Annotated in this window: 14 protein-coding genes and 1 pseudogene; 10 read left to right on the top strand and 5 right to left on the bottom strand. The window is 65.4% G+C overall.

From position 1 onward, the window contains the following. Positions 1-142: 142 nt before the first annotated feature. On the top strand, positions 143-994 hold the full coding sequence (locus ABH924_RS09270) for a DUF2293 domain-containing protein (protein WP_404498223.1): 852 nt from the start codon (positions 143-145) through the stop codon (positions 992-994). A gap of 98 nt (positions 995-1,092) precedes the next feature. On the opposite strand, the gene ABH924_RS09265 is transcribed toward ABH924_RS09270, so the two are convergent. Both ABH924_RS09265 and ABH924_RS09260 read right to left on the bottom strand, forming a co-directional pair. After that, positions 1,093-1,881, bottom strand: a complete 789-nt coding sequence (locus tag ABH924_RS09265) for an SDR family oxidoreductase (protein ID WP_404498221.1) — start codon at positions 1,879-1,881, stop codon at positions 1,093-1,095. Then, positions 1,878-2,759 (bottom strand): helix-turn-helix transcriptional regulator, encoded by an 882-nt coding sequence (locus ABH924_RS09260; RefSeq protein ID WP_404498219.1) that lies wholly within the window; start codon positions 2,757-2,759, stop codon positions 1,878-1,880. Before ABH924_RS09260 ends, ABH924_RS09265 begins: the two co-directional genes overlap by 4 nt. A gap of 102 nt (positions 2,760-2,861) precedes the next feature. Between ABH924_RS09260 and ABH924_RS09255 the strand changes: the two genes are divergently transcribed. The 3 genes from ABH924_RS09255 (at position 2,862) to ABH924_RS09245 (ending at position 6,328) form a co-directional block, all read left to right on the top strand. Then, positions 2,862-4,313, top strand: coding sequence for an MFS transporter (locus tag ABH924_RS09255; protein ID WP_404498217.1), 1,452 nt, complete (start codon positions 2,862-2,864; stop codon positions 4,311-4,313). An 82-nt stretch (positions 4,314-4,395) separates the two neighbouring features. Beyond that, positions 4,396-5,277, top strand: a complete 882-nt coding sequence (locus ABH924_RS09250) for an aldo/keto reductase (RefSeq protein WP_404498375.1) — start codon at positions 4,396-4,398, stop codon at positions 5,275-5,277. Between the two features lie 34 nt (positions 5,278-5,311). Beyond that, entirely contained in the window at positions 5,312-6,328 is a 1,017-nt protein-coding gene (locus tag ABH924_RS09245) for an aldo/keto reductase (RefSeq protein ID WP_404498215.1), read from the top strand. On the opposite strand, the gene ABH924_RS09240 is transcribed toward ABH924_RS09245, so the two are convergent. Further along, positions 6,286-7,326: an NAD(P)/FAD-dependent oxidoreductase gene (locus ABH924_RS09240; RefSeq protein WP_404498213.1), complete on the bottom strand. Its 1,041-nt coding sequence runs from the start codon at positions 7,324-7,326 to the stop codon at positions 6,286-6,288. The genes ABH924_RS09245 and ABH924_RS09240 overlap by 43 nt on opposite strands. A 121-nt stretch (positions 7,327-7,447) precedes the next feature. Between ABH924_RS09240 and ABH924_RS09235 the strand changes: the two genes are divergently transcribed. Beyond that, a complete protein-coding gene (locus tag ABH924_RS09235; RefSeq protein WP_234753589.1) occupies positions 7,448-8,032 on the top strand; it encodes a helix-turn-helix domain-containing protein in 585 nt (194 codons plus the stop codon). 327 nt (positions 8,033-8,359) lie between these two features. Further along, the gene (locus ABH924_RS09230; RefSeq protein WP_404498210.1) at positions 8,360-9,817 is read left to right on the top strand and encodes a purine-cytosine permease family protein; all 1,458 of its coding nucleotides are present in this window, start codon (positions 8,360-8,362) and stop codon (positions 9,815-9,817) included. A gap of 251 nt (positions 9,818-10,068) precedes the next feature. Here ABH924_RS09230 and ABH924_RS09225 read toward each other — a convergent pair. Next, positions 10,069-10,254 (bottom strand): annotated as a pseudogene (locus tag ABH924_RS09225) (ATP-dependent DNA ligase); the annotation flags it as partial. 6 nt (positions 10,255-10,260) lie between these two features. Next, entirely contained in the window at positions 10,261-10,572 is a 312-nt protein-coding gene (locus tag ABH924_RS09220) for a MerR family transcriptional regulator (protein WP_404498208.1), read from the bottom strand. Between the two features lie 133 nt (positions 10,573-10,705). On the opposite strand from ABH924_RS09220, the gene ABH924_RS09215 reads away from it, so the two are divergent. The 4 genes from ABH924_RS09215 (at position 10,706) to ABH924_RS09200 (ending at position 12,523) form a co-directional block, all read left to right on the top strand. Next, positions 10,706-11,131 (top strand): Hsp20/alpha crystallin family protein, encoded by a 426-nt coding sequence (locus ABH924_RS09215; RefSeq protein WP_028266917.1) that lies wholly within the window; start codon positions 10,706-10,708, stop codon positions 11,129-11,131. A gap of 200 nt (positions 11,132-11,331) precedes the next feature. Continuing rightward, positions 11,332-11,562: a DnaJ domain-containing protein gene (locus tag ABH924_RS09210; RefSeq protein ID WP_404498205.1), complete on the top strand. Its 231-nt coding sequence runs from the start codon at positions 11,332-11,334 to the stop codon at positions 11,560-11,562. Between the two features lie 258 nt (positions 11,563-11,820). Continuing rightward, a complete protein-coding gene (locus ABH924_RS09205; protein WP_404498203.1) occupies positions 11,821-12,195 on the top strand; it encodes a hypothetical protein in 375 nt (124 codons plus the stop codon). Between the two features lie 52 nt (positions 12,196-12,247). Next, entirely contained in the window at positions 12,248-12,523 is a 276-nt protein-coding gene (locus tag ABH924_RS09200) for a hypothetical protein (protein WP_404498201.1), read from the top strand. Positions 12,524-12,581: the final 58 nt, after the last annotated feature.

Genomic DNA, 12,581 nt, shown 5'->3' with positions numbered 1-12,581 from the left:
GGTCCACGGTTACGTCGCGCCGGTCGACGTGCTCGTGGGAATGGGCTGGCTGCAGCCGGTGCACCGAGACCACTGGCGCCAGGGACGCATACCCTATCTCGAACAGGTGGTGCCGGTCGACTTGGGCAAGGTCTCAACAGCGATGCGGGCATCGCATCGCTGGGCCGATGGACAGCGATTGCAGCCCAGCGAGACCAGCTACGTCGCCCGGACCCGCGACCGCAAGACCCTGCAGTTCTCCGCCAGCGGCAGCCCGTCCATCGAACGCGGATACCGTACGCACTGGCTCTCCCCGACACTGTCAGCGGCCGAACGCGCGCGCGTCCAGGAGCAGGCCAGCCGGCCGCCGGACCTCGTCGTCGTCTCTCCGCTGAAGGACTGGACATGCACGGGGTGCGGCGGGCACGGGGACTTGCTGCTAATGGAAGACGAAGCGCCGCTGTGCATGACGTGCGCCGATCTCGACCACCTCACTTACCTGCCCGCCGGTAATACCACTCTCACGCGCCGGGCACGCAAGGCCAGCGGCCTGTCGGCCATAGTAGTGCGCTTCAGCCGGTCCCGACGGCGCTACGAGCGACAAGGCGCCCTCGTCGAGGAGCAGGCGCTGGTGGATGCCGAGGCATCGTGCCTGGCGGACGCGGAGGCGCGCATCCGCCGTCGAGCTCGCGATGAGGAGCGGCGCCGCGAGGCTGACAGCCAGCTCGCGGACCGGATGGCTGCCGAGATCAGCCGACTGCTACCTGGATGTCCCCCTCAGCGTGCCGCCGCGATCGCCGCACACACCGCGGCACGGGGCAGCGGCCGGGTCGGACGCACCGCCGAGGGACAGCGCCTTGACCAACAGACTCTGGACTTGGCGGTCGTGGCCTCCATTCGCCACCAAGACACCGACTACGACGCACTTCTCATGGCGGGCGTGCCGCGGGACAGGGCCCGCGAGGGGGTCCGTGAAAAAGTGAGCGAGGTGCTCAACCTCTGGCGTCGGGGCTGAGACCGTTAAACGGCACACCCCTTCACCCACGCGGTCACGCCACCCACCCACAAGCGCCTTACCGCCAACACGTCGCCTTGCGGAGTAGCAGCCGGGACTTACTCCGCGGCCCTGGGGATTCCTACCAAGATTGCGGCGAGGTCATGACGGAACGTTTCGGGTTCATGGGTGACAGGCAGGTCAACAGTGTCTTCGGCCGCGTCGAGAGACCCGACTGAGTCCGGCGTCAATGACTCGAAGACTGTGGTGAGGTCGTCTTGTGCGGGTCCGTGGTCGGCGACGAGTTCGAAGGTTTTGCGGTCGGCTGCGTCGATGTGCAGGCTCTCGATGAGGACGCGGGCGATCTGGTCCCTGGCGATGACGCCGTCGGCGGGTGAGCCGGATTGTCGCCTGTCGCCCTGGAGCATGACGATCTTCCGCTGGCCGGGTTGGTGGTAGTCGAACCAGCCGGGCCGCACGATCGTGTAGGGGTTGGCGCTGGCGCGGACAAGCCGCTCGCTGCGCAGCTTCCATTGGGCGTAGGCAACACCGGGCCGGGTGGTGCCGATAGCAGTCATGAGGGCGATGCGTGCCCGGCGGCCGCCCAATGCGCGGAGGACGTTCGCGACGCCTGCATAGTCGTTATCCCGCACGTCCCGTTCGCTGGTCGTGGATCCGTGGGTGAACACGATCGCGTCGACTCCCTCGACAGCCGGGCCGAGAGTATCTGGACGAGTCAGATCCCCGATCACCAGGTCCACCCCTTCGGGAAGAAGGCGGGCGGCGCGTGCCCGGTCACGCACGAGCGCCCTGACCGCGTAACCCTGCCGCTGTGCTTCGGCCACGGCGTGGCGGCCGATGCTGCCCGTAGCACCGACGATCAGGACGGTGGACGGACGGTGGTTCATTTCTTCTCCTTGACCGCTACCTGTGTCGTGTCGCGCTGGGTGGCGGCCCAGCTGGCGAGGACTTTCAGGGCATCCTCGGAGGGTGTCCCGGGGTCCGCCGTGTAGACGTTGATACGCAGTCCAGGGTCTGCGGGGAGTTCCAACGCTTCAAAGCTAAGATCCAGGTCGCCGACGATCGGGTGGTGGAGGCGCTTGCGGCCGGCGCGGTGGTACTTCACATCGTGACGGGCCCAGCGGGTGCGGAACTCTTCGCTGCGGGTGGAGAGTTCACCGATCAGGTCCGTGAGGTCCTTGTCGTACGGGTTCTTCCCGGCTGTGGAGCGCAGGACCGCGACGATGTCATCCGCTGCGCGTTCCCAGTCGGCGAAGAATTCCCGTGCTTTCGGGTTCAGGAAGGTGAAGCGTGCGCTGTTCGGCGGGCCGGTCACCTCTGCCATCATGTCCAGATAGAGGGCACGGCCCAGTTCGTTGGCGGCGAGGACATCCCCGCGGTCGTTGCGGACCCAGGCCGGTGCAGCCGTGATCGCCTCGATGACGCGTTGCACGCTCGGCCGCACTGTCTGCGGGCTGTGCCGGCGCCGCACCCGGGGGGAGGCGGTGGCTGCGCGAGCCAGGTCAAAGAGGTGGGCCGTTTCGGCGTCGTCGAGCTTCAGCGCGCGCCCGAGGGCTTCAAGGACACTGTCCGAGGCACCGGAGAGGTTCCCCCGCTCAAGGCGTATGTAATAGTCGATGCTCATCCCGGCGAGCATTGCCACTTCCTCGCGGCGCAGCCCGGCAACCCGCCGGTTGCCGCCGTAGGCCGGCAGCCCGGCCTCATCGGGGGTGATCCGTGCGCGGCGGGAGGTCAGGAACTTCCGCACGTCCTCGCAGTGTGTCATGCCATCCACGCTACGCGCGGTCGACTGGACGAGGGAGGCACTGGCATTACCCGGAACGGCCGTGACTCCCGGCCCGTACGGAATCAAGGTTGCATGGAAAGCATGAAACCTGCACCCGCAACAGCCTCCCATCCGGGAGCGATCCTGGCGATCATCCTCCTCAGCTTCTTCATGATCCTCCTGGACAACTCGGTCATCTTCACTGCCCTGCCGAGCCTGCAGGCAGAGCTGCGGCTGAGCACCGGTGAGCTCTCCTGGGTTCAGGATGCGTACACGCTGGTCTTCGGCGGCCTGCTGCTGCTCGGAGCCCGGGCAGGAGACCTGCTCGGCCGCCGGCGGGTTTTCGTGTTCGGGCTGGTGGTGTTCTCGATCGCGTCGCTGCTGATCGGCGTCGCGCCGGCGGGCTGGTGGGCGATCGCCGGTCGCGCCGTGCAGGGTATCGGGGCGGCGATCGTCGCGCCCGCTTCACTCTCGCTGCTCACCGCGAGCTTCCCGGAAGGCCGTGAGCGCACCCGGGCCGTGGCCTTGTACGGCGCCACCGCAGGGATCGGCGCCAGCCTTGGGCTGGTCATCGGCGGGGCGCTTGCCCACTGGATCTCCTGGCGGGCAGGGTTCTTCGTCAACGTACCCATCGGCGCCGAGATGATCGCACTCGCGCCGCGCTTCATCCCGGAATCAGGCCGGGACCGCGGCCGCTTCGACGCATTCGGCGCGCTCAGCGCCACCCTCAGTGTCGGCGCTCTCGTGTTCGGCATCATCAACACCACCGACGCCGGCTGGAACTCGCCGGTCACGCTCACCGCCGTCAGCGCCGGCGTCGTACTCCTCACCGCGTTCGTGCTGATCGAACGCACGGCGGCCCAGCCCATCATGCCACTGCGCCTGTTCCGGAGCCGCCGCCGCACCGGCGCCTACGTCGCCCGCTTCCTCTACCTGGGGGCCATGATCGCGTTCTTTTTCTTTACCACCCAGTTCATGCAGGAAGTGCTTGGCTTCGACCCCCTGCAGGCCGGTCTCGGGTTCCTGCCGATGACGGCAGTGAACTCCGCCGTCGCGATGAGCATCCCGCGGCTCATCGGCCGGTTCCCGGGTTCCATTCCGCTCGTGGCCGGCATCCTGATCACTCTTGCCGGGATGTTCTGGCTCAGCCGGGTCGGCGTCGACTCCGCATACCTGACCGGGGTGGCCCTGCCGATGGTCCTCATCGGCGCGGGACAGGGTCTCGCGTTTGCGCCTCTGACCTCCTTCGGCATCATCGGAGCCCCCGCGTCCGACGCCGGCGCGGCATCAGGCCTGGTGAACACCTTCCACCAAGTGGGCATCTGCCTCGGGCTCGGCATCGCGGTCGCTGCCGCAGCGACCGTCCCGACCACGGGGCCCGCCGCCGCGCACCTGGCCGCGCAGGTCAGTACCGCCCTCACGACGGGCAGCATTTTCCTGCTCCTGGCCCTGACCGTCACCGCGGCCCTCATCCTTCCCGCGGACCTAGCCGCCCGCCGCACCAGGACACCCCGAGAGCCCGCCGCTGCGCCGCAGCTCGAAGCCGCCCGCTGAACCTCCCGACCGCCCGCTTGAAAGGGGTACTGACATGCACTCCCACATCTCCACACATCTGCATACCGTGAAAGGCATGGACATGGAACTTACTCTCAATAACGGCGTCACGATGCCCGCCATCGGGCTCGGCGTCTTCCAAAGCGCTCCCGAGCAGACGACGGCGGCCGTCGAGGCCGCGCTTGCCACCGGCTACCGGCACATCGACACCGCCGCCGCGTACGGCAACGAGCGGGAAGTCGGCGACGGCATCCGCCGTTCCGGCCTGAACCGCTCCGAGGTCTTCATCGAGACCAAGGTCTGGGTGAGCGACTACGGCTATGACCACACGCTGCACGCCTGGGACAAAGCGACAGGCAAGCTCGGCGTCGACTACCTTGACCTGCTCATCCTGCACCAGCCAGCCCCGGACCGCTTCGAAAAAACCATGGCGGCATACAAGGCGCTGGAGGCCCTGCTCGCCGACAGGCGGGTGCGGGCGATCGGCGTCAGCAACTTCATGCCGCACCACCTGACGCAACTGCTCGACGCGACCGACGTCGTCCCGGCCGTGAACCAGATCGAACTTCACCCCTATTTCACCCAGCCGGACGTCCAGGCTGCCGACGCCGAACACGGGATCCTCACCCAGGCCTGGTCACCGATCGGAGGGATCACCTTCTACCCCGGCTGGGGCGAAGAGAGGCGGAACGTCATGGAAGACCCGGTCATTGGCGCCATCGCAGCGACCCAGGGCAAGAGTCCGGCCCAGGTCATGCTCCGCTGGCACCTCCAGCAGGGCCGATCAGCCATCCCGAAATCGACCAACCCGGCCCGCATCGCCGAAAACTTCGACGTCTTTGACTTCGAGCTCAGCACCGACGAACTCGCCGCGATCGACGCGCTCGACAGCGGCAATCGCAACGGGCCGGACCCGGACCAAGCCCGGCCGGAGCGCTTTGCCATGGTCATCCCCGAAGCCTGAGACCCCAAGACCTGAGACAAAGAGAAGGAACAGCATGGAATACCGATCCCTTGGCCGCACAGGCGTGCAGCTCAGTCCCTTGTGCCTTGGCGCGATGATGTTTGGCCCCTGGGGCAACAACGACCGCACGGACGCCACCCGCATCATCCACCGCGCCATCGACGCCGGCATCAACTTCATCGACACCGCCGACGTCTACTCCGGCGGGGTATCCGAGGAGATCGTCGGGCAGGCACTGGAAGGCCGCCGCGAGGACGTGTTCCTTGCTACGAAGTTCTTCATGCCCATGAGCGAGGATCCCAACCAGCGCGGCGGCTCCCGTCGCTGGATCATCCGCGAGGTCGAAAACTCCCTCCGCCGCCTGGACACCGACTACATCGACCTCTACCAGGTCCATCGGCCCAGCCCGGACACCGACGTCGAGGAAACCCTCGGCGCGCTCACCGACCTCGTCCGCCAGGGCAAAGTCCGCTACATCGGTTCCTCCTCCTACTCCGGATCCCAGATCGTCGAAGCCCAGTGGGCATCCCGGGAACGGAACCTGGAGCGGTTCGTCACTGAGCAACCGCCGTATTCGATCCTGGTCCGCGGGATCGAAGAAGACATACTTCCAACGGCGCAACGCCACGGCATGGGCACCCTGACCTACAGTCCGCTCAGCGGCGGTTGGCTTTCAGGACGCTGGCGCAAAAACTCCGCTTCCACCCCCACCTCATCCGCGCGTCCGAATGCCCGCTTCGACATGAGCAGCCCGGCGAACCAGCGAAAACTCGACATCGTCGAAGAACTCGCCCAGCTCGCTGAACAATCCGGTATGACGCTCATCGAGCTGGCCATCGCGTTCGTGATCAACCACCCAGGCGTCACGGCCGCGATTGTCGGACCGCGCACCATGGAACAGCTCGAGTCCTACCTGCCTGCCGCTGACATCACACTGAGCACCGATGTGCTGGACCGCATCGACCAACTCATCGCACCCGGCGTGACCGTCAATCCTGACGACAACAGCTATGGAGCCCACGAACTGACACCACTGGCACGACGACGGTGATGTGCATGACCCTGCACGATCGTAGAAACGGCTGCTTCAGAGGCCGCCGAGAAGGGGCCGAACCGCCCCTCAACGGCCCACCGGGTTTCTTCTTCTATCAAATCGGCGTTGATCCGTGCGCCGGTCATCACGCCCTCGGCCGCGGCGGTGATTACTTGGGCCATCAAATTTGAGACATTGCCCGCTGCATACACGCCCTGGACGGCAGTCGCACCCGTAGCATCGGTCTCGATAAACCGCCCCACGCCCATGGGGTGCACCTGGGTACTTAGCCCGAGTGATTCCAGCAGCGCGGACCTGGCCTCCATCCGTGTACCGACAGCCAGGGCCTGTATGTCGAACGAGGAGCCCTGGCGGAGCGTGAGACCCGTGAGGACCCCGTTGACAGCGTCCACTGAGGCCACTGCGCCGTCGACGACTGTTACGGACCGGGCACTGAGCTTGTCCCACTCTTCCTCGGTGGGTTCCACGGTGTCATTGCGGAAAAGGGTGATATTCGGGGACCACTGTCTGAACAACAGTGCCTGATGGACAGACATCGGACCGGTGCCCAGCACTCCAATCCGTATCCCGCGGATCTCCCAGCCATGGCAGTAAGGGCAGTGCACAACACCCTTTCCCCATTGCTCCTGCAGTCCGTCGATGGGAGGCAGCCCGTCGGTCAAACCAGTGGTCACCAGCAGGCGCCTGCCGGAGAATCGGCGGGCGTCTCCCAGGATCACCTCGAATCCATCGGTGGTCCGCCGTGCCGAAACGGCTTCGCCGTCAATGATCTTTGCTCCGTAGGAGAGGACTTCGCTGCGTCCGATGGAGAGGAGTTCCCGCGGACTCATACCGTCCCTCGAAAGATAACCGTGCACCCCAGTCGCGGGTGCGTTTCGTGGTGCTCCGGAATCGATGACCAGCACCGAGCGCAGCGCGCGGCTCAGCGTCGTGGCCGCGCTGAGCCCCGCAGCGCCGCCCCCGATAATCACAACGTCATACCGTGTGGTGTCCATAATGACTTGCCCTTCGTCGTGTCCTGAAAGTCCGCCGTCAGTGTCCTTGGGTGGTACCACCAGCTTTCATCCCATGCGGCGAAGATGGCAAACCAGGTTGCTGTTATGGCAAACTGCGGGTATGGCAAATGAGCTTGATGATGTTCTCGGGGCTGTCGGGCCCCGGCTTCGTGCACTCCGGACGGAGCGGGATCTCACCCTCGGAGAGGTGTCCTCTGCATCCGGAGTGTCGGTGAGTACCCTGTCCCGCCTGGAATCCGGCCAACGCAGGCCAAACCTCGAAATTCTGCTGCCCCTAGCGAGGTTGTACGGTGTTCCTCTCGATGATCTGGTGGGCGCCCCGCCCACCGGGGATCCGAGAATTCACCTGCGTCCGATCACCCATGGCGGCATGACGGCTGTTCCCCTCACGCGCCGGCCGGGTGGTTTGCAGGCCTTCAAGATGGTGCTCGCCGGTGATGCCCGCGGTGCCGAGCCCGATCCGCGAGTTCACGAAGGCTACGAATGGCTCTACATCCTCAACGGACGGCTGCGACTGGTGCTGGGCGACAATGACTTTGAACTCCGTGCCGGCGAAGCCGCGGAATTCGACACCCGCACACCGCACTGGTTCGCCAGCGCCGACGGGAAACCCGTCGAATTCATCAGTTTGTTTGGACAGCAGGGCGAACGGATGCACGTACGCGCCCGCCCCAAGCCCGCATAGCGACAGAGGCGCGGTCCGCCAGGCAGTCGCTCTCCGAAACCTTCACCGAGCTGATTCTCCCCGCCGGAGATAATGGCAGTGCTCAGAGCCATTCATCGCGCCGCCCCCTTAGTTTACAAATGCTAAACATCGGTTGCACACTGCGGCTACAAACGGTGCGCCTGCCTAGACAGCAGGTAGCTCGACCGTGCAAACGCACATATTCAGGTCGGTCATGGTCCCCTAGTCTCTATTCGAATGTTGTGCAGTTCACAATGTGCGCGGCTGCCATCACTGGCGGCGGTCGGCTCCCACAGGGGCCGACTCCAGTTCAAGGAAAGATGGATTTTGACCACCTCAACAACGGGCCCAGCCCAAAGCGGCGGACTTGAAGTCCGCTCTATCGACTACGTCCCGTTGGACGAGCGCCACGGGAAAGTCTCCAGCATCGGGCCACTGTGGTTCATGAGCAACGCGCAGATCGCCACGCTGGCAGTGGGGCTCATCGGCGTCACCACGGGCGGGAACCTGGTCTGGTCCCTGATCGCGATCGCCGTCGGCGTGCTCGTCGGGACGCTCTTCATGGCGGCCCACTCCTCGCAGGGGCCTCAACTGGGCCTGCCTCAAATGATCCAGTCCCGCCCGCAATTCGGATACGTCGGCGCCCTGCTGGTCTGGCTTTTCGCCTACCTCCAGTACGCCGGCTTCAACATCTTCAACACGGTGCTGGCCGGGCAGGCCATCGCAGGCTCCGTTCACGTCGGTTCGGACAACCTATGGTTCTGGGTCGTGACGGTCGTCGCCGTCGTCGTCGCCCTTTTCGGGTACGACCTGATCCACCGCTTCGAGCGCTACCTGACCTACCTCACGATCGCGATGCTGGCGCTGCTGACCATAGCGGCACTCACCAAGCTCGACCTACCTGCCGGTGCGCTCAACCTCGGCGACTTCCAGCCGGTACCCTTCCTCGCCCAGTTGGGTGTTGCCGCGGGATACCAGATTTCCTGGGCGATCTACGTTTCAGACTACTCGCGGTACCTGCCCCCGAGCGCCGCGCGCCGAACCTTTAGCTACACCTTCTGGGGCAGCGCGCTCGGCGGAATCTGGGTGATGTTCCTCGGAGCGTTCATCGCTTCTTCCGCGGGCAAGGACTTCGACACCATCGGGTCTATCCAGGCGACGGCGGACAAGCTCTTCGGCGGCTTCGGCTCGATCGCGCTTTTCATCGCTGCCCTCGGCCTCGTCTCCGTCACTGCGCTGAACATGTACGGCGGCTCGCTGACACTCATCTCCTCCATCGACAGCCTCCGGAAGATCAAGCCGACCCTCAAGCTGCGGATCGTCACCATCGCGATCACCGCCGCCATCTCCGTGGTCCTCGCCAACGTCGCCTCCGACGACTTCCTGGCCAACTTCAACGACTTCCTGCTGCTGGTGCTGTACTTCTTCATCCCCTGGACCGCAGTGAACCTCATGGATTACTTCGTCGTCAGGAAGGGCCACTACGCGATCGCCGAGATCTTCAAACCCAACGGCATCTACGGCCGCTGGGGATGGCCCGGCATCATCTCCTACCTCGTCGGCTTCGCGGTGATGGTTCCCTTCTTCTCCGCAGGAAAGCTCTTCGTCGGTCCCGTGGCCCAGGCGATGAGCGGTGCAGACATCTCCCTGTTCATCGGGCTGCCCGTCGCGGCCGTCCTCTACTGGCTGCTCGCGCGTAAGACAAATGTCGCGGCCGAGACCGAGCTTGCAGAAGCTGAAGAAGCAAACCTCGACATCGCCGCGCACGAGCACGTGATGCCTTAGCACCACGGCCCGCTGACGAACGACGGCGCCGCGCCCCACCGAGACGAGCGGCGCCGTCGTCGTCGTGACCCGGCCGCTGGGCTGTTTGGCGTGTCACCGATTATGGCTCGGGATTTCTGCTGAAGTCGGGGCCAGGCTTGGCCACCGCCAAGAAGGGGTCGGAAACGCCTCAGCTTCATTTATCGTCCGCGCCGCTACACCGATCCGTTGTCCTTGCGCGCCCGGCTCGGCTGAACGCGAGGCGGTTCACCCGGCATCCCGCGCGGACTGTAGGCACCGGCGATCGTGCGGTCACGGTTGGCCTGGTTGAAGTCCAGGAACTCATGGCTCGGCTTGATCGGGGCGTAGACGTGCAGCCCCCTGTTGCCGGACGTCTTGATAAAGGCGGTCAGCCCGGCCCCTGGTCCGGCCAGAGGACCCGGCTCGGGCTCGAGATCCCCATCTCACGGGGGCCGCGCGGTGTCCCGCGGAGCGTTCGCGGACCTGAGCTCGCCTTCGAGACGCCGGTTGTCGGCCTCGAGGAGCAGGACCATCCGGATGCCCGCGAGGTTCAATCCCAAGTCCAAAAGCTCTCCGATCCGGCGCAATGTCACCAGATCGTCCTCGCTGTACTGGCGGGTCCCGCCCAGGGTCCTGCCCGGTTCCAGCAAGCCCTTGCGTTCATACAGGCGCAGGTTCTGCTGTCCCGTCCCCACCAGCTCGGCCGCAACGGAAATCGCGTATACACCCCTCCCCCGGTCCTCGGCCTGGCCCATCGAGTCCCTCCAAATCTTTCCAAAATAGGGCTTGCCACGATCTACTCGCAGTGCTATAAGAAATATATACCAGCTGCCATAGATCGGCTGGGTTGACAACAAGAAAGCTGCGATCTGCAAGGAGTGACACACCATGCTGATGCGAACCGATCCGTTCCGTGAATTCGACCGGCTGGCCGAACAAGTGCTCGGCACCACAGCCCGGCCTGCGGCCATGCCGATGGACGCCTGGCGGGAAGGCGAGGACTTCGTGGTCGCCTTCGACCTCCCCGGAGTCACCGTCGACTCGGTGGACATCGACGTCGAACGCAACGTGCTGACCGTCAAGGCCGAGCGCCCGGATCCCGTCGGCGAGGGCACGGAAATGATTGCCTCCGAACGCCCCCGCGGTGTCTTCAGCCGCCAGCTCATCCTCGGGGACGCGCTGGACACGAACGGGGTCAAGGCAAGCTACGACGCCGGAGTCCTGACCCTGCGGATCCCGGTGGCGGAAAAAGCAAAGCCGCGCCGCATCGAAATTGAAACCGCCGGAAAACAGCGCCAGGAAATCAGCGCCTGACCATCGGCGCAGCCTCCCGGACCGGGAGCACCTCGGCGGCCCGTCATGCGGAGAGGGCGGTCGAGTTCACAGACCACGCCACAGCGCAGCCAGCGCAGGGATGACGAGGGCCCGAGGATGACTCCCGCAACGATGGTCCCCGGTTGAACGGACCGGGGACCATCCCCGTCCCCCACCCACGAGAACACGGCACGGCCACGATGAAGAGCAACGGCCCCGATCCTTACGACATCCTGCATATCGCCACCACCGCCACCGCGCGTGAGGTGGCCCACGCCTACCGCACGCTCATCCGCGGCCGGCACCCGGACACCCGGCCTGCCCGCGAACACCACCCCGGCCCCGGCCCGGCGGCACCGGATCTGCAGGAAGAGCTCCAGGAGCTCCGCGACATCATGGCCGCCTACGCCATCCTCGGCAACCCGGAATAGCGGGCGGCCTACGACCGGGAGCACCCGCGTCCGACCGCACGCCCCAAGCCCCGGCGACCGGACGGCTCCCCCGCGAGGACACCGGGGCAGCTGTTTCCCGCCGCCTCGCTGCTGATCGGACCGGTCGTCTGGGAGTCGCCCGGCGGACAGTCCTCTGGAATGCCGGACCGGCAAGGTTCAAATCCTCCAACCGGCTACACGCTGATCCGCTGGATCCGGCGCTGAGAGCCGAAAACCACGCAATCGCAAGGAGCCTCCATGAGTGCCTGGCGCCCGTACGACAACCAAGTGATGCCGGCGTTCTACGAACGCTTCGAAAAACGATGGGGCAAAGGAACAGCGCCGTTCCTGGACCCCGAAACCCACGAACAACCCATGCCCCGGGCCCAATGGATCAACCCGGACACCGGCGCCGCCGTAGCGGTCGTGCCCATCTGGACCGGGGACCCCCAGCACCGCTCGTTCGGGGTCTTCTACCTGCCCCCGGCCGGCGACATCTGGGTCCTGCGGCCCGGCTACACGAACTACCTCGAAACCGACATCAGGAATGCCGAGCAAGCCACTCTGCGCAACGACGCATTCCGAAAAGCCGTCGCTCACGCCAAAGAGTTCATCTACGGAACCCAGCCCTGAATACCGTGCTAGACAATACCCGGACTGCAAGGCCAATCACCCGGACTACGCCATGACCCCTCCCCAGATCAGCCAGTTCCTCCAGGACAGCATCATCAGGGATGACACGAACGCTTCAGCACTTGACGCCGACGTGTTCTACGGGCTCTACGTGAGCTGGTGCTCCCTGAACCGCAAAGTCCCCCTCCCCGACCGTGCCTTCCGGACCGCCCTGCGCCTCGCGGGCCTTCGTACGGAAAAGAACGGGAAGGGCAAGAAGGGAGTCTTCCAAGGCCTGCGCATGACAGGACCGGCCGCTGTGGACTACATCCTCAACAGCAGCGACTGAACACCGGAGGACCCGCTGGTGGAGCAGGAGGTCACGGCCCGGCCGACCGGGATGACCG

The sequence above is a fragment of the Arthrobacter sp. GAS37 genome (genome assembly GCF_044908325.1).
Lineage (GTDB): Bacteria > Actinomycetota > Actinomycetes > Actinomycetales > Micrococcaceae > Arthrobacter > Arthrobacter ramosus.
The sequence above is the reverse complement of the archived record's forward strand: the minus strand, read 5'-3'. Positions and strand labels throughout refer to the sequence as shown.

Bases quoted from the DNA above. Each gene is read 5' to 3' on its own strand.
- ABH924_RS09215 (WP_028266917.1), top strand. From the start codon at position 10,706: ATGCTGATGCGAACCGATCCGTTCCGTGAATTCGACCGGCTGGCCGAA.
- ABH924_RS09255 (WP_404498217.1), top strand. From the start codon at position 2,862: ATGAAACCTGCACCCGCAACAGCCTCCCATCCGGGAGCGATCCTGGCG.
- ABH924_RS09265 (WP_404498221.1), bottom strand. From the start codon at position 1,881: ATGAACCACCGTCCGTCCACCGTCCTGATCGTCGGTGCTACGGGCAGC.
- ABH924_RS09200 (WP_404498201.1), top strand. From the start codon at position 12,248: ATGACCCCTCCCCAGATCAGCCAGTTCCTCCAGGACAGCATCATCAGG.
- ABH924_RS09260 (WP_404498219.1), bottom strand. From the start codon at position 2,759: ATGACACACTGCGAGGACGTGCGGAAGTTCCTGACCTCCCGCCGCGCA.
- ABH924_RS09210 (WP_404498205.1), top strand. From the start codon at position 11,332: ATGAAGAGCAACGGCCCCGATCCTTACGACATCCTGCATATCGCCACC.
- ABH924_RS09220 (WP_404498208.1), bottom strand. From the start codon at position 10,572: ATGGGCCAGGCCGAGGACCGGGGGAGGGGTGTATACGCGATTTCCGTT.
- ABH924_RS09235 (WP_234753589.1), top strand. From the start codon at position 7,448: ATGGCAAATGAGCTTGATGATGTTCTCGGGGCTGTCGGGCCCCGGCTT.
- ABH924_RS09205 (WP_404498203.1), top strand. From the start codon at position 11,821: ATGAGTGCCTGGCGCCCGTACGACAACCAAGTGATGCCGGCGTTCTAC.
- ABH924_RS09240 (WP_404498213.1), bottom strand. From the start codon at position 7,326: ATGGACACCACACGGTATGACGTTGTGATTATCGGGGGCGGCGCTGCG.
- ABH924_RS09250 (WP_404498375.1), top strand. From the start codon at position 4,396: ATGGAACTTACTCTCAATAACGGCGTCACGATGCCCGCCATCGGGCTC.
- ABH924_RS09245 (WP_404498215.1), top strand. From the start codon at position 5,312: ATGGAATACCGATCCCTTGGCCGCACAGGCGTGCAGCTCAGTCCCTTG.
- ABH924_RS09270 (WP_404498223.1), top strand. From the start codon at position 143: ATGCGGGCATCGCATCGCTGGGCCGATGGACAGCGATTGCAGCCCAGC.